The organism is Streptomyces cyslabdanicus (genome assembly GCF_052663305.1).
Genome location: NZ_JBQRUW010000040.1, coordinates 1 through 22,326, shown reverse-complemented (window position 1 = coordinate 22,326; position 22,326 = coordinate 1). Strand labels below are relative to the sequence as shown.

The following is a 22,326-nucleotide window of genomic DNA, read 5'->3' as shown; positions in this document are numbered from 1 at the left end:
GACGGAGGGAAAACCGTGCAGATCGCCATCGTGCTCTTCGACCGCTTCACCGCCCTGGACGCCGTGGGCCCCTACGAGACCCTCGGCCGGCTCCCGGGCGCGGAGACCGTCTTCGTCGCCGAGCGGCCCGGACCCGTCCGCACCGACACCGGGCACCTCGCGCTCACCGCCGACCGGGCCCTGGACGAGGTCACGAACCCCGGCATCGTCGTCGTCCCGGGCGGCCCCGGCCAGTCGGCGCAGATGGACAACGAGACCCTGCTGGCCTGGCTGCGCACCGCCGACGCCACCAGCACCTGGACCACCTCCGTGTGCACCGGCTCGCTGCTGCTCGCGGCCGCCGGGCTCCTGGACGGCCGCCGCGCGACCTCGCACTGGCTGGCCCTCGACCAGCTGGGGCGCTTCGGCGCCGAGCCCACGGGGGAGCGGGTCGTCGTCGACGGCAAGTACGTCACGGCCGCCGGCGTCTCCTCGGGCGTCGACATGGGCCTGACCCTGCTCGGCCGGATCGCGGGCGACGAGCGCGCCCAGGCCGTCCAGCTGCTGATCGAGTACGACCCGCAGCCGCCCTACGACGCCGGGTCTCCGGCCAAGGCGCCCGCGCACCTCGTCGAGAAGTTCCGGGCCGACAGCCGCTTCATCCTGACGTAGGCGCCGGTCACGGGCCCTGGCGCACGCTCCAGGTGAACCCGGGGGTCCGGCGCTCCAGGAACGCGGCGACCCCCTCCGCGGTGTCGCCGCTCGCGCGTGCCTGCTCGGCCCAGTGGGCGTCGCGGTCCGTGCGGCCGTCCGCGAACTCCTTCGCCGCGGCCTGCGTCAGCTGCGAGCGGGCGGCGAGGATCCTGGTGAACTCCGTGATCCGCTTGGTGAGTTCGCCCTCGGGCAGTACCTCGTCGATCAGGCCCGTGCGCAGCGCGTGCTCCGTGTCGATCAACTCGCCCGAGAAGAGCAGGTACTTGGCGGTCGCCGGGCCCACCAGGGAGGCCAGGCGACGGGTGGAGGAGGCGGGGTAGACGATGCCCAGCTTGGCGGGCGTCACCCCGAACAGCGCCCCCGCCTCGGCGAACCGCAGGTCGCAGGCCGCCGCGAGCTGGGCGCCGCCGCCGACGCAGTACCCGCGCACCGCCGCCAGCGTCGGCTTGGGGAACGCGGCGAGCGCCTCCTCGGCCCGCGCCGCCAGGTGCTGCGCCTCCCGCGGCGAGCCGCGCAGCGTGGAGATGTCGGCACCGGCGCAGAACGTCGCGCCCGCCCCGGTCAGCACCAGCACCCGGACGTCCGGATCGGCCGCGAGATCGTCCAGGAGCGGCGGCAGCGCCCGCCACATCGCGGCGGTCATCGCATTGCGCTTGGCCGGGTGGTGGATGACGACGGTGGCCACCGCCCCGGTGACGTCGTGCAGCAACTGCGGCTCCATGCGCCGGATGCTATCCGCCCGGCCGAGCGTTTGATCAAGAAGGGTCGGGGGACAGTTACGACACGGCAGCAAAGGGAACAAAGCGGAACAAAGGAAACAAAAGGTGGAAGCGGGGGGTCCGTACGGCTGTGAGGAGGCGCCGATGGCCAGGTTCACCAAGCCCCGCAGCGAGACGGCGAGGATGCGCCGCAGTTTCGGCTGGCTCGCCGGACTCGGGGTGGTCCTGGTGGTCGCCGGACTCGTCGGACTCGTCTACACGGCGGCCGTCACGCTGACCTCCATGCTCCTGTTCGGCTGGCTGCTGCTGATCGGCGGTCTGGTCGGGCTGCTGCACGCGGTGCAGGCGCGCGGCTCGAACTTCTTCTGGCTCGGTGCCATCGTGGCCGCCCTGAACATCGCGGCGGGCGTGGTGATCATCGGCCATCCGCACGCGGCGGCCACCGCGCTCACCATGTTCGCGGCCCTGCTGTTCCTCACCGGCGGCCTGTTCCGGTTGGTCGGCAGCGCCGTGGTGCGCGGCCCCCAGTTCGGCTGGACGCTCCTGCTGGGTGCCTTCTACCTGCTGCTGGGCATCCTGGTGCTGGGCTCCTGGCCGAGCAGCAGCCAGTACGTGATCGGCGCGTTCTTCTCCCTCGCCCTGCTCTTCGACGGCCTCGGCCTGATCGCGACCGGCTTCGGCGGCCGCCGGGTCGTCGGCATGGTCTCCGACCGGACCGCCTAGCGGCGTCCCGGCCGGGACGGGCGCCGGCGCGCGTGGACCGTACAACCCGAAAAGTTCGCGAAGTCGGCGCGGACGGGACAGGACCGGTCCCGCCCGCGACCGAGTCGTACGCCAACGGTCACAAAGCGCTTGAAACACGCTGACTTGTGTTCAGTCCTTGGGCTGAGAGCGGTGCGTTACCAACACTCGACGTGTGGTGACAATCGAGCGCGAGGGCGGCGACCGGACGATGGACGACCACGGGCGCGGGTACGGCTCACGCCCGGAGGGCGACGCGGGGGCACCCCTCCACGACGTACCGCCGGATCCGCTGCCGTACGAGGGGGTCTGGCGGTTCACCGCGCCCGCCGTCGACGCCTCGGTCCCGCAGGCCCGGCACGCGGTCCGGGACCTGCTGCTGCGCCAGGGCGTCCCGGTCTCGGACGACCTGGTCCACGGGCTGCTGCTGATCGTGTCCGAGCTGGTCACGAACGCCGTACGGCACGCGGCGCTGCTGTCGCCGATGCTCGCCGTGGAGGTCGCGGTCGGCGCCGAGTGGGTGCGGGTGTCCGTGGAGGACAACCACCCCTACCGCCCGACCGCCCTGGAGACCGACCACGGGCGCACCGGCGGGCGCGGGCTGCTGCTGGTCCGCGAGATCGCGCGGGAGGCCGGCGGGGTCTGCGACGTCGAGCACACCGCGAGCGGCGGCAAGGTGATCTGGGCCGCCCTGCCGCTCAAGCCCGCGCACCGGGCGGGGCAGACGGGAATGACGGGAATGTGACGACAGGCCTCCGGCCCGCGCGGCCCCTCCCGCCGGGCCCGACGCGAAGGGCCGGACGCGAAGGGGCGTCGCTGCCGGTCCTCACCAGCCGGCGGGACCCGTCAGCTCCCTGATCGCGGGCCGGGCCGCGTCCAGCACGGTCGGGAACCAGACGGAGAAGGGGTCCCGCGCATGCCGCTCCGCCAGCTCGGCGGGCGTCACGAACGCCGTGGCGCCGACCTCGTCGGGGTCCGGCCGCAGCGGGGACTGCACCAGGCCGACGAAGAGGTGGTTGTACTCCTTCTCCACCAGGCCCGAGTCCGGGTCCGGGTGGTGGTAGCTGACCGTGCCCGCCTCGGCGAGCAGCGACGGGGAGATCCCCAGTTCCTCGTAGGTGCGCCGGGCCGCCGCCGCCATGGGCGCCTCACCGGGGTAGGGGTGGCCGCAGCAGCTGTTGGACCACACACCGGGGGAGTGGTACTTGCCCAGCGCCCGCTGCTGGAGCAGCAGCCGGCCGCGGTTGTCGAACAGGAACACGGAGAAGGCGCGGTGCAGCCGTCCTGGTGGCTGGTGGGCGGACAGCTTCTCCGCGGTGCCGATCGTCACACCGTCCTCGTCGACCAGTTCCAGCAAGATCGCGTCCGCGGTGCCGTTCGGCGAGCTGAGCTTCGCGGTGGCAGGTGTGGTCGGCATACCCATCCTTCACTTCGGTCCTCGAGTCCCAAGTCTGCCGTACGAAACCGGCACTCCCGGCACTTCCCGGCACTGCGCATGTCCCGTTGTCCCACGCGGCGCCGTGGTACCGCGGCTCGTCACCGGCCGGGCACGTAGGTGATCGTGCCCGCCCGTGTGCGCCCGGAACCGTCCGGGTGTCCCTTGGCGAGATCACGCGCATACACCCGGCTCGCGCGGGCCGGAGCGGGCGCCGTGTGCGCCGCTGGTCACCTCGCCGGCCCGGGTCGCGGGGCGGGTCCCGTCAGTGGCACAGGCGGGCCTCGTGCTCCGCGTGCCCGCTCGGCTCCAGCTGGAAGGTGCAGTGCTCCACGTCGAAGTGGTCCCCGAGGCAGCCCTGAAGGTCGTGGAGCAGCTTCTCGTGGCCGGTGGCGCTGAGCGTGTCGGAACGGACGACCACGTGCGCGGAGAGCACCGGCAGACCCGAGGTGATCGTCCAGGCGTGCAGGTCGTGCACGTCCTCCACGCCGTCCAGCGCCAGGATGTGCGCCCGGACCTCGTCCATGTCGACGTTCTTCGGGGCCGCCTCCAGCAGCACGTCGAGGGTCTCGCGCAGCAGCCGGAGGGTGCGCGGCACGATCAGCAGGCCGATGACCAGGGAGGCGACGGGGTCGGCGGCCTGCCAGCCGGTGAGAAGGATCAACGCGGCCGAGAGCATGACGGCCACCGAGCCGAGCGCGTCCGCGGCCACCTCCAGGAAGGCGCCCCGTACATTCAGGCTCTCCTTCTGGCCGCGCATCAGCAGCATCAGGGAGACCGAGTTCGCCACCAGGCCGATCGCGCCGAACACGATCATCAGCCCGCCGTGGGTGGGAGTCGGGGCGAGAAACCGCTGGATCGCCTCGTAGAGCACATAGCCGCCGACGCCGAGCAGCAGCAGGCAGTTGGCGAGTGCGGCGAGGATCTCCGCGCGGGCGTACCCGAAGGTGCGGTTCCGGCTCGGCGGGCGGTTGGCGAAGTGGATGGCCAGCAGCGCCATGCCGAGGCCGAGGGCGTCGGTGGCCATGTGGGCGGCGTCCGCGATCAGCGCCAGCGAGTCCGCGAGCAGGCCGCCGACGATCTCCACCACCATCACGGTGAGCGTGATCGACAGGGCGATGCGCAGCGTGCCGCGGTGCGCCGCGCCGGCCGTGCCGCCGGCTCCGACGCCGTGTACGTGCCCGTGGTCGTGACCGGCCCCCATGGGATGACCGCCCTTCCGTGTTGCCTCCGGGATCACAGTGAACTACGGGTGGGGGGTATCGGGCAACGCGGCACTGAACACCGTTGTCATGTGCCCTGACCTGCGCAAACGAACCGCAGGTCAGCGTGTGCGACGCCCCGGGTGCCGTGCTGCGGCAACCGGCCCCGCCACGCCGGACGGCCCCTTTCGGGTACCCCGGAAGCGGGTCCGGCGGCCCGGCTTCCGGGGTTGCCGCCCGCTTGCGCGCGGACAGGTGCACCGCCCCCGGTGATCGGTCCGTGTCGGGGGAGTTCCACCCCTGCCGCAACCGGATGTGACGAATGCCCGATGTGGTGCGGAGTTTGTGGCCCGGCGGCCGGATCACCCATGATGATCGCGGCGCAGGCTCTGGCAGACCAGGTCGGTCGGGTCAGTGAACGGGCGGTGAACGTTGGCTTCCCGCCATCCGATAGCCTCTGCCGACATGTCGCCCGGGTGCCGCAGGCAGGCAGGCGGCGCCCTACATGTACATGACTGGCGCGGACGCGTCGGTACCCAGGGAGTGAGTTCGGTTGTCGATCGCCATCCTGACCGGTCAGCCGGTCCCCGGATCATCGATCGAGGGCGATCTGCGGTCCCTCGGCTTCGACGTGCGGGTCGCAGCCGACGGCACCGACGCCGAGACACTGCTCGCCCAGGTGCCCGGTGACCAGCGGGTCGCCCTCGTCGACGCCCGGTTCGTCGGCCATCCGCACGCGCTGCGCCTGGGCCTGACCGACCCCCGCTTCCCGCTCGCCGCCGTCCCCGGCGCGGTGACCGCCCGCCCGGCCGGCCGCCAGGCGCTGACCCGTGCGATGGCCCGCGAGAACTCCGCCGACGGCGTCGGCGGCGCGGTCCCCGCCGCCGGCCTCGCGGACCGGATCTCCGACGCCCTGGACGCCGACGGCGCCGACGTGCACCGCCCCGTGCTCGGCAGGCTCGTCGCCGCCGTGCCCGAGGACCCCCAGGCCCGCAACGAGGCACGGCAGGCCGTCACCGCCGTCGACGACGAGGACGTCCGCCTGAAGTCGGCCGTCAAGGCCCGCGACGGCTTCTTCACCACCTTCTGCATCAGCCCGTACTCGCGCTACGTCGCCCGCTGGTGTGCTCGCCGCGGCCTGACCCCCAACCAGGTCACCACGGCCTCCCTGCTCACCGCGCTCATAGCCGCGAGCTGCGCCGCCACCGGCACCCGCGGCGGCTTCGTCGCCGCCGGCGTGCTGCTGATCGCCTCGTTCGTGCTGGACTGCGCCGACGGCCAGCTGGCCCGCTACTCGCTCCAGTACTCCACCCTCGGCGCCTGGCTGGACGCCACCTTCGACCGGGCCAAGGAGTACGCCTACTACGCCGGCCTCGCGCTGGGTGCCGCCCGCGGCGGCGACGACGTCTGGGCCCTGGCCCTGGGCGCCATGATCCTGCAGACCTGCCGGCACGTGGTCGACTTCTCCTTCAACGAGGCCAACCACGACGCCACGGCCAACACCAGTCCCACCGCCGCACTGTCCGACAAGCTCGACAGCGTCGGCTGGACGGTCTGGGCGCGCCGGATCGTGGTCCTGCCCATCGGCGAGCGTTGGGCGATGATCGCGGTGCTGACGGCGCTCACGACCCCCAGGCTCACGTTCTACGTCCTGCTCGTCGGCTGCGCCCTGGCGGCGGCGTACACCACGGCGGGCCGCGTCCTGCGATCGGTGACGCGCAAGGCACGGCGTACCGACCGGGCGGCGCAGGCGCTGGCGGACCTCGCGGACACCGGGCCGCTGGTCGGACTCCAGGTCCGCTTCCTGCCCGGCAGGTTCCGTGCCACCGCGCCCCTCAACGCCGCCGTCGGCGCGGTCATGGTGACGCTCGGTGCCTGGCTGTGGGGACCGAGCTGGTGGGTCGTCCTGATGGCCTGCGTCTACGTCCTGCTGGCCGGCGAAGCCCTCGACCACGCCCTCAAGGGCCCCCTCGACTGGCTCGTCCCCCCGCTGTTCCGCGCCGCCGAATACGGCACCGTGCTGATCCTCGCGGCCAAATCCGGGGTGAACGGAGCCCTTCCCGCGGCTTTCGGCCTGGTGGCGGCCGTCGCCTACCATCACTACGACACGGTGTACCGCATCCGCGGTGACGCCGGAGCGCCGCCGGCCTGGCTGGTGCGCGCCCTCGGCGGGCAGGAGGGGCGGACACTGCTCGTCGCCGTGCTGGCCGCGCTGCTCACCGCCCCACAGTTCAAGGTCGCGCTCACGGCCCTCGCCGTGGTCGTCGCCCTGCTGGTGCTCGCCGAGAGCACCCGTTTCTGGGTGGCCTCTCATCTGAGGGGCGCACCCGCCGTACACGATGAAGGAGTACCCGCATGATCGGCCTCGTGCTGGCGGCCGGCGCCGGACGGCGCCTGCGCCCCTACACCGACACCCTGCCCAAGGCGCTGGTGCCGGTGGGGCCCGACGGTGCGGAGGACGGCCCCACGGTCCTGGACCTCACCCTCGGCAACTTCGCCGAGATCGGCCTGACCGAGGCCGCGATCATCGTCGGCTACCGCAAGGAGGCCGTCTACGAGCGCAAGGCGGCCCTGGAGCAGAAGTACGGCCTGAAGCTCACCCTGATCGACAATGACAAGGCCGAGGAGTGGAACAACGCCTACTCCCTGTGGTGCGGCCGTGACGCCCTCAAGGACGGCGTGATCCTCGCCAACGGCGACACCGTGCACCCGGTCTCCGTCGAGAAGACCCTGCTCGCCGCCCGCGGCGACGGCAAGAGGATCATCCTCGCCCTGGACACGGTGAAGTCGCTGGCCGACGAGGAGATGAAGGTCGTCGCCGACCCCGACAAGGGCGTTCGCAGGATCACCAAGCTGATGGACCCGGCCGAGGCCACCGGCGAGTACATCGGCGTCACCCTGATCGAGGGCGACGCCGCCCCGGAGCTGGCCGACGCGCTGAAGGCCACCTTCGAGCGGGACCCGCAGCTGTACTACGAGGACGGCTACCAGGATCTCGTCAACCGCGGCTTCAAGATCGACGTGGCGCCGATCGGCGACGTCAAGTGGGTCGAGATCGACAACCACGACGACCTCGCCAAGGGGCGTGACATCGCGTGCCTGTACTGACCCGGCTCATTCCGTCGCCGGTCGCCGTCGACATCCGCCGGGGCGCGCTCGACGACCTGGCCGTGATCCTCTCCGACGAGCGGATCTCGCCCTCGGGACGGCTGGCCTTCGCCATCAGCAACGGCTCCGGCCGGGCGCTGCGCGAGCGGTTCGCCCCGGCCTTCCCGGGCGCCGACTGGTTCGAGGACGCCGACGGCACCATCGACGGTGCGGTCAGACTCGCCGACTCCGTCAAGCGGGCCGGCCGCTACGACGCGGTGGTCGGCCTCGGCGGCGGCAAGGTCATCGACTGCGCCAAGTACGCGGCGGCCCGCGTGGGCCTGCCGCTGGTCGCGGTGGCCACCAACCTGGCCAACGACGGGCTGTGCTCGCCGGTCGCCACGCTGGACAACGACGCGGGCCGGGGCTCGTACGGCGTACCCAATCCGATCGGCATCGTCATCGACCTCGATGTGATCCGCGAGGCTCCTGAGCGCTTTGTGAGCGCCGGCATCGGCGACGTGATCTGCAAGATCTCCGCCGTGGCCGACTGGGAGCTCTCGCACCGCGAGACCGGGGAGAAGATCGACGGCCTCGCCGCCGCGATGGCCCGGCAGGCGGCCGAGGCCGTGCTGCGGCACCCTGGCGGCATCGCCGACGACACGTTCCTGACGACGCTCTCCGAGTCCCTGGTCCTGTGCGGCATCTCCATGTCGGTGGCCGGGGACAGCCGCCCGGCGTCGGGTGCCTGCCACGAGATCAGCCACGCGTTCGACCTCCGGTTCCCGCAGCGCAACGCGCTCCACGGCGAGCAGTGCGGCCTCGGCGGCGCGTTCGCCACCTATCTGCGCGGCGACGTGGACACGGCCGGACAGATGGCCGACGTGCTGCGCCGGCACGGACTGCCGGTGCTGCCGAAGGACATCGGCTTCACGGTGGACGAGTTCGTCCAGGTCGTCGAGTTCGCCCCGGAGACCCGGCCCGGCCGCTACACGATCCTCGAACACCTCGCCCTCAAGACCGACCAGATCAAGGACGTCTACGCCGACTATGTCAAGGCCATCGGTAGCTGAACTGAGACCGGTCGTCCATCCGGCAGGGGTGAAGGACCGGCGCAGCGGAGAGCACTGGGCGGGACGCCTCTACATGCGCGAGGTGTCCCTGCGGGTGGACCGCTACCTGGTGGGCACCAGGGTCACGCCCAACCAGCTCACGTACCTGATGACCGTCTTCGGCGTCCTGGCGGCCCCCGCCCTGCTGGTGCCGGGGATCGCGGGCGCCGTCCTCGGTGTGCTGATGGTCCAGCTGTACCTGCTGCTGGACTGCGTCGACGGCGAGGTCGCCCGCTGGAAGCAGCAGTTCTCGCTGGGCGGGGTCTACCTGGACCGGGTCGGGGCCTATCTGACCGACGCCGCCGTCCTGGTCGGGCTCGGGCTGCGCGCCGCCGACCTGTGGGGATCCGGGCGGATCGACTGGCTCTGGGCCTTCCTCGGGACCCTGGCCGCACTCGGCGCGATCCTGATCAAGGCCGAGACCGACCTCGTCGGCGTCGCCCGGCACCAGGGCGGCCTGCCGCCGGTCCAGGAGAGCGCGGCCGAACCGCGCTCCTCCGGCATGGCGCTGGCCCGCCGGGCCGCCGCGGCGCTCAAGTTCCACCGGCTGATCCTCGGGATCGAGGCGTCCCTGCTGATCCTGGTCCTCGCGATCGCCGACACGATCAGGGGCGACCTGTTCTTCACCCGGCTGGGCACGGCCGTGCTCGCCGGCATCGCGCTGCTGCAGACCCTGCTGCACCTGGTGTCCATCCTCGTCTCCAGCAGGCTGAGGTGAGCGGCGTGACCCCTGCGAGCGCTCCGCTGAAGGTCGGCGCCGTCGTCATCACCATGGGCAACCGCCCCGAGGAACTGCGGGCCCTGCTCGACTCGGTCGCCACGCAGGACGGCGACCGCGTCGAGGTGGTCGTCGTCGGCAACGGCTCGCCCGTCCCGGACGTCGCAGAGTTCTCGTCGGTTGTACGGACCGTCGAACTGCCGGAGAACCTCGGCATCCCCGGCGGCCGCAACGTCGGCATCGAGGCCTTCGGGCCGGGCGGCGGCGACGTCGACATCCTGCTGTTCCTCGACGACGACGGCCGGCTCGCCCGGAGCGACACCGCCGAGCTGTGCCGCCAGGCCTTCGCCGCCGACGACCGGCTCGGCATCATCAGCTTCCGTATCGCCGACCCGGACACCGGTGAGACCCAGCGCCGCCACGTGCCGCGGCTGCGCGCCGCCGACCCGATGCGCTCCTCCCGGGTCACCACCTTCCTCGGTGGCGCCAACGCCGCGCGCACCCGGGTCTTCGCGGAAGTCGGCGGCCTGCCGGACGAGTTCTTCTACGCCCACGAGGAGACCGACCTGGCGTGGCGGGCCCTCGACGCGGGCTGGATGATCGACTACCGGTCCGACATGGTGCTGTACCACCCGACGACCGCGCCGTCGCGGCACGCGGTGTACCACCGCATGGTCGCGCGCAACCGGGTGTGGCTGGCCCGCCGCAACCTGCCGCTGCTCCTCGTCCCGGTCTATCTGGGAGTGTGGCTGCTACTCACGCTGGCCCGCCGCCCCTCGCGTCCGGCCCTGAGGGCCTGGCTCGGCGGCTTCCGGGAGGGCTGGACCACAGCCTGCGGGCCGCGACGGCCCATGAAGTGGCGTACGGTGTGGCGACTCACCCGACTGGGCCGTCCGCCGGTCATCTGACAAGCTCGTTCCCCGCGGGTACCCGGCCCAACCCGGCCGGCGCTCCAGCCATGCCCGTACATCCGCACTGGCAGCGCATCTCGAAGACGAAAGTTTCCACTTGTGAGTGAGACAACGCATGACGGCGGGGTCGCCCTGGGCGCGGCTCCGTCGCCCGACGAGGGCCTCACCCCGGCCCAGCTTGCCGACAAGTACGGGCTGTCCGTCAGCGGCGCCCGGCCCCCGCTCGGGGCGTACGTCCGGCAGCTGTGGGGGCGGCGCCACTTCATCCTCGCCTTCTCCCAGGCGAAGCTGACCGCCCAGTACAGCCAGGCCAAGCTCGGCCAGCTCTGGCAGGTGGCGACGCCCCTGCTGAACGCCGCGGTGTACTACTTCATCTTCGGCGTCATCATCGGGGCCACCCGCGGGCTCGACCGGCACACGTACATCCCGTTCCTGGTGACCGGGGTGTTCGTGTTCACCTTCACCCAGACCTCGGTCATGGCCGGCGTCCGCGCCATCTCCGGCAACCTGGGACTGGTGCGCGCGCTGCACTTCCCGCGCGCCTCGCTGCCGATCTCGTTCGCGCTCCAGCAGCTCCAGCAGCTGCTGTACTCGATGATCGTGCTGTTCGTGGTGGTCATCGCCTTCGGCAGCTACCCGGGCCTGTCCTGGCTGCTGATCGTGCCGGCGCTGGCGCTGCAGTTCCTGTTCAACACCGGGCTGGCGCTGATCATGGCCCGGATGGGTGCCAAGACCCCCGACCTCGCCCAGCTCATGCCGTTCGTCACGCGGACGTGGATGTACGCGTCGGGTGTGATGTTCTCCCTCAGCGGCATGCTCGCCGGGAAGCCGGACTGGGTCATCCGGCTGATGCAGGTCAACCCCGCCGCCATCTACATGGACCTGATCCGCTTCGCGCTGATCGACGGCTACGACTCCTCGCACCTGCCGCCGCACGTCTGGGTCGGCGCGCTCGGCTGGGCCGTGCTCGTCTTCGTGGGTGGCTTCGTGTATTTCTGGAAGGCGGAGGAGAGGTACGGCCGTGGCTGACCGGGACCACCACCACGACATGCGCGACATGCGCGACAGCGGGCCGCGGGTGCCCACCGTGATCGCGGACGAGCTGCACATCGTCTACCGCGTCAACGGCACCAGGGCCGGCAAGGGCAGCGCCACCGCCGCGCTCAGCCGCATTCTCAAGCGGGGCTCCGACAACGAGGCGCGGGGTGTGCGCAAGGTGCACGCCGTCAGGGGCGTCTCCTTCGTCGCCCACCGCGGCGAGGCGATCGGCCTGATCGGCTCCAACGGCTCCGGCAAGTCCACGCTGCTGCGCGCCATCGCCGGCCTGCTGCCCGCCGAGCGGGGCCGGGTCTACACCGACGGCCAGCCCTCGCTGCTCGGCGTGAACGCGGCGCTGATGAACGACCTGACGGGCGAGCGCAACGTCATCCTGGGCGGGCTCGCCATGGGCATGTCGCGCGAGCAGATCAAGGAGCGCTACGAGGGGATCGTCGACTTCTCCGGCATCAACGAGAAGGGCGACTTCATCACCCTGCCGATGCGCACGTACTCCTCCGGCATGGCCGCCCGGCTGCGCTTCTCCATCGCCGCCGCCAAGGACCACGACGTCCTGATGATCGACGAGGCCCTGGCCACCGGCGACCGCAAGTTCCAGAAGCGGTCCGAGGCGCGCATCCGGGAACTGCGCAAGGAGGCCGGCACAGTGTTCCTGGTCAGCCACAACAACAAGTCCATCCGTGACACCTGCGACCGGGTGCTGTGGCTGGAGCGCGGGGAACTGCGCATGGACGGCCCCACCGAAGACGTGCTCAAGGAGTACGAGGAGTTCACGGGCAAGTAGCCCGCGGGCGAGGGGCCCCGCCGGAACGCGTCCGGCGGGGCCTGTCGTTCGCAAAGGATGTGTCAACTCGCGCCGTGCTGAGGAATCTTGACACCAATCGGTGTGTTGTTGTGATGTGCAGGACACCCCCGCGCGGCGTGCTGCGTTGTACAACGTAAGCTGTAGCGGTCCCGGAAAGCGGCAAGTGGGGAGATAATGCGCGACACCCTCCGCCGACGCCGCCGCGCGGACGGACGGGCGGCGTGTCCGAAATAGTGTGTGTTGGGTCGGCAGTGTAGAACGGGAGATGTGACGGCAATGGCTACGGAAACTCCCCAGCTCAACGGAGCAGGTGCCGTGCCCGTGCCGGGCAGTGGACGATGACGCGGACACCGACGGCGCGCGACCCCGAGCGCGCCACCCTCGACAAGGCCGCGGGTGAGAACTTCCCCGTGGCACCGTTCTTCCTGCCCAGAGCCTGGCGCCTCGACCTGATGGCCGTCTACGGCTTCGCCCGCCTCGTCGACGACATCGGCGACGGCGACCTGGCCCCCGGCGGCGCGGACGCCCGGCTGCTCGGCGTGTCGCCCGACGAGGCCGAGGACCGCATGGTCCTCCTCGACGCGTTCGAGGCCGACCTGCGCCGGGTCTTCGACGGCACCCCGCGTCACCCGCTGCTGCGCCGGCTCCAGCCCACCGTCCACCGCCGCTCACTGACCCCCGAGCCGTTCCTCGGCCTGATCGCCGCCAACCGGCAGGACCAACTCGTCACGCGGTACGAGACCTACGACGACCTCCTCGCCTACTGCGAACTGTCCGCCAACCCCGTCGGTCGCCTCGTCCTCGCCGTCACCGGCACCTCGACGCCCGAGCGCGTCCGCCGCTCCGACGCCGTCTGCACCGCCCTGCAGATCGTCGAGCACCTCCAGGACGTCCGGGAGGACCTCGGACGCGACCGCATCTATCTGCCCGCCGCCGACATGAAACGTTTCCACGTGCAGGAGTCCGATCTCGCCGCGCCCACCGCGGGCGCCTCGCTGCGCGCCCTGGTCGCGTACGAGGCGGAACGCGCCCGCGGTCTGCTGAATGAAGGCGCCCCCCTGGTGGGTAGCGTCCACGGCAGGTTGAAGCTGCTGCTCGCGGGGTTCGTGGCGGGGGGAAGAGCGGCGGTCCACGCGATCGCCGCCGCCGAATACGACGTACTTCCCGGCCCGCCCAAGCCCGGGAGGACCCGGTTGCTGCGTGAGGTGGGCGTGACTCTGCGAGGAGAGGGGTGATCCGGGCCGTGGAGTCGGAACACGTGTCCGCGCCGGTGCTCGCCGCCTACAGCTACTGCGAGGCGGTCACAGGGCAGCAGGCCCGCAACTTCGCCTACGGCATCAGACTGCTGCCGACGGCCAAGCGGCGGGCGATGTCGGCGCTGTACGCGTTCTCCCGGCGCGTCGACGACATCGGCGACGGAGCGCTGCCCGACGACGTGAAGATCACCCGTCTGGAGGACACACGGGCCTTGCTCGGCCGGGTCCGCGACGGCGCGGTCGAGGACGACGACACCGACCCCGTGGCCGTCGCCCTCAGCCACGCCGCCCGGGTCTTCCCGATCCCGCTCGGCGGCCTGGACGAACTCATCGACGGCGTCCTGAAGGACGTCCGCGGCGAGACGTACGAGACCTGGGAGGACCTGAAGGTCTACTGCCGCTGTGTGGCCGGGGCCATCGGACGGCTCTCCCTCGGCGTGTTCGGCACCGAACCGGGAGCGCGCGGCGCCGAACGCGCCCCCGAGTACGCCGACACGCTGGGGCTCGCGTTGCAGCTGACCAACATCCTCAGAGACGTCCGCGAGGACGCCGAGGGCGGCCGCACCTATCTGCCCGCCGACGACCTCGCCAAGTTCGGCTGCTCGGCCGGGTTCCACGGGCCGACGCCGCCGGAGGGCTCCGACTTCGCGGGCCTGGTGCACTTCGAGGTGCGGCGGGCCCGCGCCCTGTTCGCCGAGGGCTACCAGTTGCTGCCGCTGCTGGACCGCCGCAGCGGTGCCTGCGTCGCCGCCATGGCCGGCATCTACCGCCGCCTGCTCGACCGCATCGAGCGCGAGCCGGAGGCCGTGCTGCGCGGCCGGGTCTCGCTGCCCGGACACGAGAAGGCGTACGTCGCCGTGCGCGGCCTGTCCGGCCTCGACGCCCGGCACGTCGCCCGGCAGTCCGTCAGGAGGCGTGCCTGATGGTGAGGGTGATGTCGGCGCACGGTGGGACCACCGGCGAGGAGCGGCGGGCAACCCTGCGGTGCCGGGCCGCGTCCCTGACGGCAACGGTCGCCCGCGAAGCACCCGCTCACCGCGGCGGACGCACAGGGGAGGGCGCGCGATGACCGACGGCACACGGCGGGACGGACCGCTCACGGACGCCACGGGACCGGCCGGGCGGCACGCCGTCGTGGTCGGCGGCGGCCTGGCCGGCCTCACCTCCGCGCTGGCGCTCGCCGACGCCGGAATGCGCGTGACGCTGCTGGAGGGCAGACCCCGCCTGGGCGGGCTCGCCTTCTCCTTCCAGCGCGGCGACCTCACCATCGACAACGGCCAGCACGTGTACCTGCGCTGCTGCACCGCCTACCGCTGGTTCCTCGACCGGATCGGCGGCGCCGCGCTCGCCCCGTTGCAGAACCGCCTCGAGGTGCCCGTCGTCGACGCCGCGCGACCCGAGGGCCGGCGGCTCGGCACGCTGCGGCGCGACCCGCTGCCCGTACCCCTGCACCTCGGGCGCAGCCTTGCCACCTACCCGCACCTCTCGCTCGCCGAGCGGGCCCGGGTGGGCCGCGCCGCGCTGGCGCTCAAGGGGCTCGACCTCGCCGATCCGACCCTGGACGCACAGGACTTCGGCAGCTGGCTGACCGCGCACGGCCAGTCGGCGCGCGCCGTCGAGGCCCTGTGGGACCTGGTCGGGGTCGCCACCCTCAACGCGGTCGCGAGCGACACCTCGCTGGGGCTCGCCGCGATGGTGTTCAAGACCGGACTGCTGTCCGACCCGGGCGCGGCCGACATCGGCTGGGCCCGCGTCCCGCTGGGCGAACTGCACGACGGGCTGGCCCGCAGGGCGCTCGACGCCGCGGGCGTGCGTACCGAGGTCCGTACACGCGTCACCTCCCTCTCCCTCAACGGAAACGGGAGCTGGAACGTTCAGGTTCCCGGCGAGAAGCTGCTCGCCGACGCGGTCGTCCTCGCCGTACCGCAGCGCGAGGCCCACGGACTGCTGCCGCCCGGCGCCCTGGACGCCCCGGACCGGCTGCTCAGGATCGACACGGCGCCGATCCTCAACGCCCACGTCGTCTACGACCGCACGGTGCTGAACGCGCCCTTCTTCGCGGCCATCGGCACACCCGTGCAGTGGGTGTTCGACCGCACCGAGGCGGCCGGCCTGAAGCACGGTCAGTACCTCGCGGTGTCCCAGTCGGTGGCGCAGGACGAGATCGACGCGCCGGTCGCCGTGCTGCGCGAGCGCTACCTGCCCGAACTGAGGCGGCTGCTGCCCCGCGCCCGCGGCGCCGAGGTGAAGGACTTCTTCGTGACCCGGGAGCGCACGGCGACGTTCGCCCCGGCCCCCGGCGTCGGACGGCTGCGGCCCGGCGCCCGCACCAAGGCCCCCGGCCTGTACCTGGCCGGAGCGTGGACCGCCACAGGGTGGCCCGCGACCATGGAGAGTGCGGTCCGCAGCGGTGTGAAGGCGGCCGAAGCCGCGCTGAGCGCCCTGGGCCGGCCCCGCCCGAGCCGTCTCTTCGCCATCGAGGAGGCGGCGGCATGACATTCGATCAGCAGCCCACGGCAGGCCCCCGCACCTCCGGCACCGCAACAAGAGGAGAGACTGTGCCCACTGTGCCCCCGGCCTCGACGGCCGCTCGGAGGACCGCGGTGGACGTGACCGCGCTGTTGGAGCGCGGCCGGACCCTGGCCACGCCGGTACTGCGGGCGGCCGTCGACCGCCTGGCGCACCCCATGGACACCGTCGCCGCCTACCACTTCGGCTGGATCGACGCCGAGGGCAACCCGGCACGCGGGGACGGCGGCAAGGCCGTGCGCCCGGCCCTGGCCGTGCTCTCCGCCGAGGTCACCGGGGCCGCGCCCGAGGCCGGTGTGCCCGGCGCGGTCGCCGTGGAGCTCGTCCACAACTTCTCCCTGCTGCACGACGACCTGATGGACGGCGACGAACAGCGCCGCCACCGGGACACCGTCTGGAAGGTGCACGGCCCGGCCCAGGCCATCCTGGTGGGCGACGCGCTGTTCGCTTTGGCCAACGAGGTGCTGCTGGAGCTGGGCACGGTCGAGGCCGGCCGGGCCGCCCGCCGTCTGACCACCGCAACCCGCGCCCTGATCGACGGGCAGGCGCAGGACATCTCCTACGAGCACCGCGACCGGGTCAGCGTCGCGGAGTGCCTGGAGATGGAGGGCAACAAGACCGGTGCCCTGCTCGCCTGCGCCTCCTCGGTCGGCGCGGTCCTCGGCGGCGCGGACGACCGCACCGCCGACACGCTGGAGACCTACGGGTACCACCTCGGCCTGGCCTTCCAGGCCGTCGACGACCTCCTCGGCATCTGGGGCGACCCGGGGGCCACCGGCAAGCAGACCTGGAGCGACCTGCGTCAGCGCAAGAAGTCCCTGCCGGTGGTGGCCGCGCTCGCGGCGGGCGGCCCGGCCTCCGAGCGGCTCGGCGAGATCCTCGCCGCCGACGCCAAGAGCAGCGACTTCGCGAACTTCTCCGAGGAGGAGTTCGCGGCCCGCGCCGCCCTCATCGAGGAGGCGGGCGGCCGGGAGTGGACGGCCGAGGAGGCGCGCCGTCAGCACACCATCGCCATCGAAGCCCTCGACGCCGTCGACATGCCCGAGCGGGTACGGGCCGCGTTCACGGCGCTCGCCGACTTCGTCGTCGTACGAAAGAGATGATCACTATCGGTCGAACCAGCCTCGCGTAGTCGCCGGCCGGTGCTGCAAGGTGGTTTCAGGCACCGGCCGACGGCGGACCCACAGCAGCACGACTTGCACGACTGCACGAAGGGGAAGCCATGACAGCGACGACCGACGGAAGCACCGGGGCGACACTGCCGACCCGCGCTGCCGCGGCCAGTGAAACCGTACTCAGCACCCCCGAGGCGGCCGGGGTACAAGAAGCCGCCGCAGCCGCCGCCCGGCGGGCCACCGACTACCTGCTCGCCCACCAGGACGCCGAGGGCTGGTGGAAGGGCGACCTCGAGACGAACGTCACCATGGACGCCGAGGACCTGCTGCTGCGCCAGTTCCTCGGCATCCTGGAGGAGGACACCACCCGGGCCGCCGCGCTCTTCATCCGCGGTGAGCAGCGCGAGGACGGCACCTGGGCCACCTTCTACGGCGGCCCGGGCGAACTCTCCACCACCATCGAGGCCTACGTCGCCCTCCGGCTGGCCGGCGACGCGCCGGACGAGCCCCACATGGCCCGGGCCTCGGCCTGGATCCGCGCGCGGGGAGGCATCGCGGCCTCCCGTGTCTTCACCCGGATCTGGCTGGCCCTGTTCGGCTGGTGGAAGTGGGAGGACCTGCCCGAACTGCCGCCCGAGCTCATGTGGTTCCCCAAGTGGTTCCCGCTCAACATCTACAACTTCGGGTGCTGGGCGCGGCAGACGATCGTTCCGCTGACCGTCGTCTCGGCCAAGCGCCCGGTGCGTCCGGCCCCGTTCCCGCTCGACGAACTGCACGCCGACCCCGGCCATCCGCGTCCGTCGCGGTCGCTCGCGCCGGCGAGGACCTGGGACGGCCTCTTCCAGCGGCTCGACATGGTGGTGCGCGGCTACCGCACCGTCGCCGTGCGCAGGGTGCGCGAGGCCGCCATGAACTCGGCCGCCCGCTGGATCATCGAGCGCCAGGAGAACGACGGCTGCTGGGGCGGCATCCAGCCGCCGGCCGTGTACTCGGTCATCGCGCTGTACCTGCTCGGATACGACCTCGAGCACCCGGTGATGCGGGCGGGCCTTCAGTCGCTGGACCGTTACGCCGTGTGGCGCGAGGACGGCGCCCGGATGATCGAGGCCTGCCAGTCGCCGGTGTGGGACACCTGCCTGGCCACCATCGCGCTCGCCGACGCCGGACTGCCCGCCGACCACCCCCAGATGGTCAAGGCCGCGGACTGGATGCTGGGCGAGGAGATCGTCCGCCCCGGCGACTGGTCGGTGCGGCGTCCCGGACTGCCGCCGGGCGGCTGGGCGTTCGAGTTCCACAACGACAACTACCCCGACATCGACGACACCGCCGAGGTCGTCCTCGCCCTGCGCCGGGTCCGGCACCACGACCCGGAGCGGCTGGACAAGGCCATCGGACGCGGGGTGCGCTGGAACCTCGGGATGCAGTCGAGGAACGGCGGCTGGGGAGCCTTCGACGTCGACAACACCAGCCCCTTCCCCAACCGGCTGCCGTTCTGCGACTTCGGCGAGGTGATCGACCCGCCGTCGGCGGACGTCACGGCGCACGTCGTGGAGATGCTCGCCGCCGAGGGCCTGTCCCACGATCCGCGTACCCGGCGCGGCGTCGACTGGCTGCTGGCGGAACAGGAGCCGAACGGCTCGTGGTTCGGCCGCTGGGGCGTCAACTACCTCTACGGCACCGGGTCGGTGGTGCCCGCGCTGACCGCCGTCGGCCTGCCCGGCTCCCACCCGGTGATCCGGCGCGCGGTGGCCTGGCTGGAGAGCGTGCAGAACGACGACGGCGGCTGGGGCGAGGACCTGCGCTCCTACGACCAGGTCGAGGAGTGGAGCGGCAGGGGCGCCTCCACCGCCTCGCAGACCGCCTGGGCCCTGATGGCCCTGCTCGCGGCGGGGGAGAGGGACTCCAAGGCCGTCGAGCGCGGCGTCGAGTGGCTCGCGGCCACCCAGCGGGAGGACGGCTCCTGGGACGAGCCGTACTTCACCGGTACCGGCTTCCCGTGGGACTTCTCCATCAACTACCACCTGTACCGGCAGGTCTTCCCGCTCACCGCGCTCGGCCGGTACGTGCACGGCGATCCCTTCACCGGCCGGCGGCCCACCGCCGGTTCCCGCACCGACCGGCTCGGCGTCGAGGTCAAGGGGAGCTGATGCGCACACAGCCCGGACCGGCCCCGCTGCTGATCGCCTGCGCGCTCGGCATCGAGCGTCTCGCCCTGCGCGCCGGTGAGCGCGGCGGAGCGGACGGGCCGGTCACCGTCCTGCGGACGGGCATGGGACCCAGGGCGGCGGAACGGTCCGTCACCCGGGTCCTCGCCGGCCCGCCGCTGGACCGGGCCGCGGTGCTCGCCACGGGCTTCTGCGCCGGACTCGCCCCGGGCATGCACCCCGGCGACCTCGTCGTCGCCGAGGAGACCCGGGACCCGCGCGGTACCGTCCCCTGCGTCGGTACCGAACTGCTGGTGAAGGAACTCACCCGGACGCTGCCCGGGCGCACCGTGCACACCGGGCCGCTCACCGGCTCCGACCACGTCGTGCGCGGACCCGAGCGGTCCGACCTGCGCGCCACCGGCGCGATCGCGGTCGACATGGAGTCGGCGGCCACGCTCCTGAGCGCGGTGCGCGAGGGCCTGCGCCCTGTTGCGGCCGTGCGGGTGGTCGTGGACGCTCCAGAACACGAACTCGTCCGTATCGGGACGGTGCGCGGTGGAATATCAGCCTTCCGTGTTCTCCGTTCCGTCCTGCCGACTTTTTTCGAATGGCACCGTAATGTGCTGCTCCCCAGGAGGTGAGCCAGTTGGCCATGCCGCTGCGCCAGTCCATCAAAGTCGCCACATACTTGGCCGAACAGAAGGTACGCAAGCGGGACAAGTTCCCGCTGATCGTCGAGCTTGAACCGCTCTTCGCCTGCAACCTCAAGTGCGAGGGCTGCGGCAAGATCCAGCATCCGGCCGGAGTGCTCAAGCAGCGCATGCCCGTCGCCCAGGCGGTGGGAGCGGTGCTGGAGTCCGGTGCGCCGATGGTGTCCATCGCGGGCGGCGAGCCCCTGATGCACCCGCAGATCGACGAGATCGTCCGGCAGCTGGTGGCCAAGCGGAAGTACGTCTTCCTGTGCACCAACGCGCTGCTGATGCGCAAGAAGATGGACAAGTTCAAGCCGTCTCCCTACTTCGCCTTCGCGGTGCACATCGACGGGCTGCGGGAGCGGCACGACGAGTCGGTGGCGAAGGAGGGTGTGTTCGACGAGGCGGTGGAGGCCATCAAGGAGGCCAAGCGGCGCGGCTTCCGGGTGACCACCAACTCCACCTTCTTCAACACCGACACCCCGCAGACCATCGTGGAGGTGCTCAACTACCTCAACGACGACCTCAAGGTCGACGAGATGATGATCTCGCCCGCCTACGCCTACGAGAAGGCGCCCGACCAGGAGCACTTCCTGGGCGTGGAGCAGACCCGCGAGCTGTTCCGGAAGGCCTTCGCGGGCGGCAACAGGCGCCGCTGGCGGCTGAACCACTCCCCGCTGTTCCTCGACTTCCTCGAGGGCAAGGTCGACTTCCCGTGCACCGCGTGGGCGATCCCGAACTACTCGCTGTTCGGCTGGCAGCGCCCCTGCTACCTGATGAGCGACGGGTACGTGCCGACGTACCGGGAGCTCATCGAGGACACCGACTGGGACAAGTACGGTCGGGGCAAGGACCCGCGGTGCGCCAACTGCATGGCGCACTGCGGCTACGAGCCCACCGCCGTGCTGGCCACCATGGGATCGCTCAAGGAGTCCCTGCGCGCCATGCGCGAGACGGTGTCCGGGAACCGGGACTGACGCCATGACAGCCATTCCTCTGGGAGTCCCCGAGGTACCGGCCCGACCGATCGCCGAGCGCCGCAGGAGCCGGCGGATCCAGGTCGGGTCGGTGGCGGTGGGCGGGGACGCGCCGGTGTCGGTGCAGTCGATGACGACGACGCGTACGTCGGACGTCGGGGCGACGTTGCAGCAGATCGCGGAGCTGACGGCGTCGGGGTGCCAGATCGTGCGGGTGGCGTGTCCGACGCAGGACGACGCGGACGCGCTGGCGACGATCGCGCGCAAGTCGCAGATCCCGGTGATCGCGGACATCCATTTCCAGCCGAAGTACGTGTTCGCGGCGATCGAGGCGGGGTGCGCGGCGGTCCGGGTGAACCCGGGCAACATCAAGCAGTTCGACGACAAGGTCAGGGAGATCGCCAAGGCGGCCAAGGACCACGGCACGCCGATCCGTATCGGTGTGAACGCGGGGTCGCTGGACCGTCGGCTGCTCCAGAAGTACGGGAAGGCGACTCCGGAGGCGTTGGTCGAGTCGGCCCTGTGGGAGGCGTCCCTCTTCGAGGAGCACGACTTCCGCGACATCAAGATCTCGGTCAAGCACAACGACCCGGTCGTGATGATCGAGGCCTACCGGCAGCTCGCCGAGAGGTGTGACTACCCCCTCCACCTCGGTGTCACCGAGGCCGGTCCCGCCTTCCAGGGCACGATCAAGTCGGCCGTCGCCTTCGGCGCGCTGCTCTCCCAGGGCATCGGCGACACCATCCGGGTGTCGCTGTCCGCGCCGCCGGTCGAGGAGGTCAAGGTCGGCATCCAGATCCTGGAGTCGCTGAACCTGCGGCAGCGCGGCCTGGAGATCGTCTCCTGCCCGTCCTGCGGCCGTGCCCAGGTCGACGTGTACAAGCTGGCGGAGGAGGTCACGGCCGGTCTGACCGGTATGGAGGTGCCGTTGCGCGTCGCGGTGATGGGCTGCGTCGTCAACGGTCCGGGTGAGGCCCGCGAGGCCGACCTCGGAGTCGCGTCGGGCAACGGCAAGGGGCAGATCTTCGTGAAGGGCGAGGTCATCAAGACCGTGCCCGAGTCGAAGATCGTGGAGACCCTGATCGAGGAGGCGATGAAGCTCGCCGAGCAGATGGAGCAGGACGGCGTCGC

At 71.7% G+C, this 22,326-nt stretch carries 22 protein-coding genes; 19 read left to right on the top strand and 3 right to left on the bottom strand.

Features of this window, described 5'->3' with window-relative positions; genetic code table 11:
• Positions 1-15 precede the first annotated feature (15 nt).
• Positions 16-651, top strand: a complete 636-nt coding sequence (locus ACTYVM_RS23275) for a DJ-1/PfpI family protein (RefSeq protein ID WP_445527800.1) — start codon at positions 16-18, stop codon at positions 649-651.
• Positions 652-658: 7 nt separating this feature from the next.
• Here ACTYVM_RS23275 and ACTYVM_RS23270 read toward each other — a convergent pair whose 3' ends face one another.
• Positions 659-1,414 carry an enoyl-CoA hydratase/isomerase family protein gene (locus ACTYVM_RS23270; RefSeq protein WP_445527799.1) on the bottom strand — a complete coding sequence of 252 codons (756 nt, stop codon included), beginning with the start codon at positions 1,412-1,414 and terminating at the stop codon, positions 659-661.
• 142 nt (positions 1,415-1,556) lie between these two features.
• Between ACTYVM_RS23270 and ACTYVM_RS23265 the strand changes: the two genes are divergently transcribed.
• Positions 1,557-2,135: an HdeD family acid-resistance protein gene (locus tag ACTYVM_RS23265; RefSeq protein ID WP_445527798.1), complete on the top strand. Its 579-nt coding sequence runs from the start codon at positions 1,557-1,559 to the stop codon at positions 2,133-2,135.
• 229 nt (positions 2,136-2,364) lie between these two features.
• Positions 2,365-2,898, top strand: a complete 534-nt coding sequence (locus tag ACTYVM_RS23260; RefSeq protein ID WP_445527919.1) for an ATP-binding protein — start codon at positions 2,365-2,367, stop codon at positions 2,896-2,898.
• 81 nt (positions 2,899-2,979) lie between these two features.
• Here the strand turns inward: ACTYVM_RS23260 and idi are convergent, their stop codons facing one another.
• Both idi and ACTYVM_RS23250 read right to left on the bottom strand, forming a co-directional pair.
• Positions 2,980-3,570 (bottom strand): isopentenyl-diphosphate Delta-isomerase, encoded by a 591-nt coding sequence (gene idi, locus ACTYVM_RS23255; protein ID WP_445527797.1) that lies wholly within the window; start codon positions 3,568-3,570, stop codon positions 2,980-2,982.
• Positions 3,571-3,853: 283 nt separating this feature from the next.
• On the bottom strand, positions 3,854-4,792 hold the full coding sequence (locus ACTYVM_RS23250) for a cation diffusion facilitator family transporter (protein ID WP_445527796.1): 939 nt from the start codon (positions 4,790-4,792) through the stop codon (positions 3,854-3,856).
• A gap of 551 nt (positions 4,793-5,343) precedes the next feature.
• On the opposite strand from ACTYVM_RS23250, the gene ACTYVM_RS23245 reads away from it, so the two are divergent.
• The 16 genes from ACTYVM_RS23245 to ispG form a co-directional block, all read left to right on the top strand.
• Positions 5,344-7,149: a DUF5941 domain-containing protein gene (locus ACTYVM_RS23245; RefSeq protein ID WP_445527795.1), complete on the top strand. Its 1,806-nt coding sequence runs from the start codon at positions 5,344-5,346 to the stop codon at positions 7,147-7,149.
• Positions 7,146-7,898, top strand: coding sequence for a phosphocholine cytidylyltransferase family protein (locus tag ACTYVM_RS23240; protein ID WP_445527794.1), 753 nt, complete (start codon positions 7,146-7,148; stop codon positions 7,896-7,898). The genes ACTYVM_RS23245 and ACTYVM_RS23240 overlap by 4 nt, the downstream gene beginning before the upstream one ends.
• A complete protein-coding gene (locus ACTYVM_RS23235; protein WP_445527793.1) occupies positions 7,886-8,950 on the top strand; it encodes an iron-containing alcohol dehydrogenase family protein in 1,065 nt (354 codons plus the stop codon). The genes ACTYVM_RS23240 and ACTYVM_RS23235 overlap by 13 nt, the downstream gene beginning before the upstream one ends.
• Positions 8,928-9,707, top strand: coding sequence for a CDP-alcohol phosphatidyltransferase family protein (locus ACTYVM_RS23230; protein ID WP_445527792.1), 780 nt, complete (start codon positions 8,928-8,930; stop codon positions 9,705-9,707). The genes ACTYVM_RS23235 and ACTYVM_RS23230 overlap by 23 nt, the downstream gene beginning before the upstream one ends.
• Before the next feature lie 53 nt (positions 9,708-9,760).
• Entirely contained in the window at positions 9,761-10,615 is an 855-nt protein-coding gene (locus tag ACTYVM_RS23225) for a glycosyltransferase family 2 protein (RefSeq protein WP_445527918.1), read from the top strand.
• Positions 10,616-10,717: 102 nt separating this feature from the next.
• The gene (locus ACTYVM_RS23220; protein ID WP_400027747.1) at positions 10,718-11,647 is read left to right on the top strand and encodes an ABC transporter permease; all 930 of its coding nucleotides are present in this window, start codon (positions 10,718-10,720) and stop codon (positions 11,645-11,647) included.
• 28 nt (positions 11,648-11,675) lie between these two features.
• On the top strand, positions 11,676-12,458 hold the full coding sequence (locus ACTYVM_RS23215; RefSeq protein WP_445527917.1) for an ABC transporter ATP-binding protein: 783 nt from the start codon (positions 11,676-11,678) through the stop codon (positions 12,456-12,458).
• Positions 12,459-12,817: 359 nt separating this feature from the next.
• Positions 12,818-13,714 (top strand): squalene synthase HpnC, encoded by an 897-nt coding sequence (gene hpnC / locus ACTYVM_RS23210; RefSeq protein ID WP_445527791.1) that lies wholly within the window; start codon positions 12,818-12,820, stop codon positions 13,712-13,714.
• Positions 13,711-14,658, top strand: coding sequence for a presqualene diphosphate synthase HpnD (gene hpnD / locus ACTYVM_RS23205; protein WP_445527790.1), 948 nt, complete (start codon positions 13,711-13,713; stop codon positions 14,656-14,658). The genes hpnC and hpnD overlap by 4 nt, the downstream gene beginning before the upstream one ends.
• Positions 14,658-14,804: a DUF6380 family protein gene (locus tag ACTYVM_RS23200; protein WP_445527789.1), complete on the top strand. Its 147-nt coding sequence runs from the start codon at positions 14,658-14,660 to the stop codon at positions 14,802-14,804. Before hpnD ends, ACTYVM_RS23200 begins: the two co-directional genes overlap by 1 nt.
• Positions 14,801-16,231, top strand: coding sequence for a hydroxysqualene dehydroxylase HpnE (gene hpnE, locus ACTYVM_RS23195; protein WP_445527788.1), 1,431 nt, complete (start codon positions 14,801-14,803; stop codon positions 16,229-16,231). Before ACTYVM_RS23200 ends, hpnE begins: the two co-directional genes overlap by 4 nt.
• A gap of 71 nt (positions 16,232-16,302) precedes the next feature.
• Positions 16,303-17,367, top strand: coding sequence for a polyprenyl synthetase family protein (locus ACTYVM_RS23190; protein ID WP_445527916.1), 1,065 nt, complete (start codon positions 16,303-16,305; stop codon positions 17,365-17,367).
• Positions 17,368-17,486: 119 nt separating this feature from the next.
• On the top strand, positions 17,487-19,526 hold the full coding sequence (gene shc / locus ACTYVM_RS23185; RefSeq protein ID WP_445527787.1) for a squalene--hopene cyclase: 2,040 nt from the start codon (positions 17,487-17,489) through the stop codon (positions 19,524-19,526).
• Positions 19,526-20,167 carry a phosphorylase family protein gene (locus ACTYVM_RS23180; RefSeq protein WP_445527786.1) on the top strand — a complete coding sequence of 214 codons (642 nt, stop codon included), beginning with the start codon at positions 19,526-19,528 and terminating at the stop codon, positions 20,165-20,167. The genes shc and ACTYVM_RS23180 overlap by 1 nt, the downstream gene beginning before the upstream one ends.
• Positions 20,168-20,172: 5 nt before the next feature.
• Positions 20,173-21,195, top strand: a complete 1,023-nt coding sequence (hpnH, locus tag ACTYVM_RS23175; protein WP_445527915.1) for an adenosyl-hopene transferase HpnH — start codon at positions 20,173-20,175, stop codon at positions 21,193-21,195.
• 4 nt (positions 21,196-21,199) lie between these two features.
• The coding region (ispG, locus tag ACTYVM_RS23170; protein ID WP_445527785.1) for a flavodoxin-dependent (E)-4-hydroxy-3-methylbut-2-enyl-diphosphate synthase at positions 21,200-22,326 on the top strand (1,127 nt) is incomplete at its 3' end.

Coding starts and splice junctions, on each gene's coding strand:
- hpnE (WP_445527788.1), top strand. CDS start 14,801: ATGACCGACGGCACACGGCGGGACGGACCGCTCACGGACGCCACGGGA.
- ACTYVM_RS23240 (WP_445527794.1), top strand. CDS start 7,146: ATGATCGGCCTCGTGCTGGCGGCCGGCGCCGGACGGCGCCTGCGCCCC.
- ACTYVM_RS23250 (WP_445527796.1), bottom strand. CDS start 4,792: ATGGGGGCCGGTCACGACCACGGGCACGTACACGGCGTCGGAGCCGGC.
- ACTYVM_RS23200 (WP_445527789.1), top strand. CDS start 14,658: ATGGTGAGGGTGATGTCGGCGCACGGTGGGACCACCGGCGAGGAGCGG.
- ACTYVM_RS23270 (WP_445527799.1), bottom strand. CDS start 1,414: ATGGAGCCGCAGTTGCTGCACGACGTCACCGGGGCGGTGGCCACCGTC.
- ACTYVM_RS23225 (WP_445527918.1), top strand. CDS start 9,761: ATGGGCAACCGCCCCGAGGAACTGCGGGCCCTGCTCGACTCGGTCGCC.
- hpnC (WP_445527791.1), top strand. CDS start 12,818: ATGACGCGGACACCGACGGCGCGCGACCCCGAGCGCGCCACCCTCGAC.
- idi (WP_445527797.1), bottom strand. CDS start 3,570: ATGCCGACCACACCTGCCACCGCGAAGCTCAGCTCGCCGAACGGCACC.
- ACTYVM_RS23265 (WP_445527798.1), top strand. CDS start 1,557: ATGGCCAGGTTCACCAAGCCCCGCAGCGAGACGGCGAGGATGCGCCGC.
- ACTYVM_RS23260 (WP_445527919.1), top strand. CDS start 2,365: ATGGACGACCACGGGCGCGGGTACGGCTCACGCCCGGAGGGCGACGCG.
- ACTYVM_RS23230 (WP_445527792.1), top strand. CDS start 8,928: ATGTCAAGGCCATCGGTAGCTGAACTGAGACCGGTCGTCCATCCGGCA.
- shc (WP_445527787.1), top strand. CDS start 17,487: ATGACAGCGACGACCGACGGAAGCACCGGGGCGACACTGCCGACCCGC.
- ACTYVM_RS23215 (WP_445527917.1), top strand. CDS start 11,676: ATGCGCGACAGCGGGCCGCGGGTGCCCACCGTGATCGCGGACGAGCTG.
- ACTYVM_RS23180 (WP_445527786.1), top strand. CDS start 19,526: ATGCGCACACAGCCCGGACCGGCCCCGCTGCTGATCGCCTGCGCGCTC.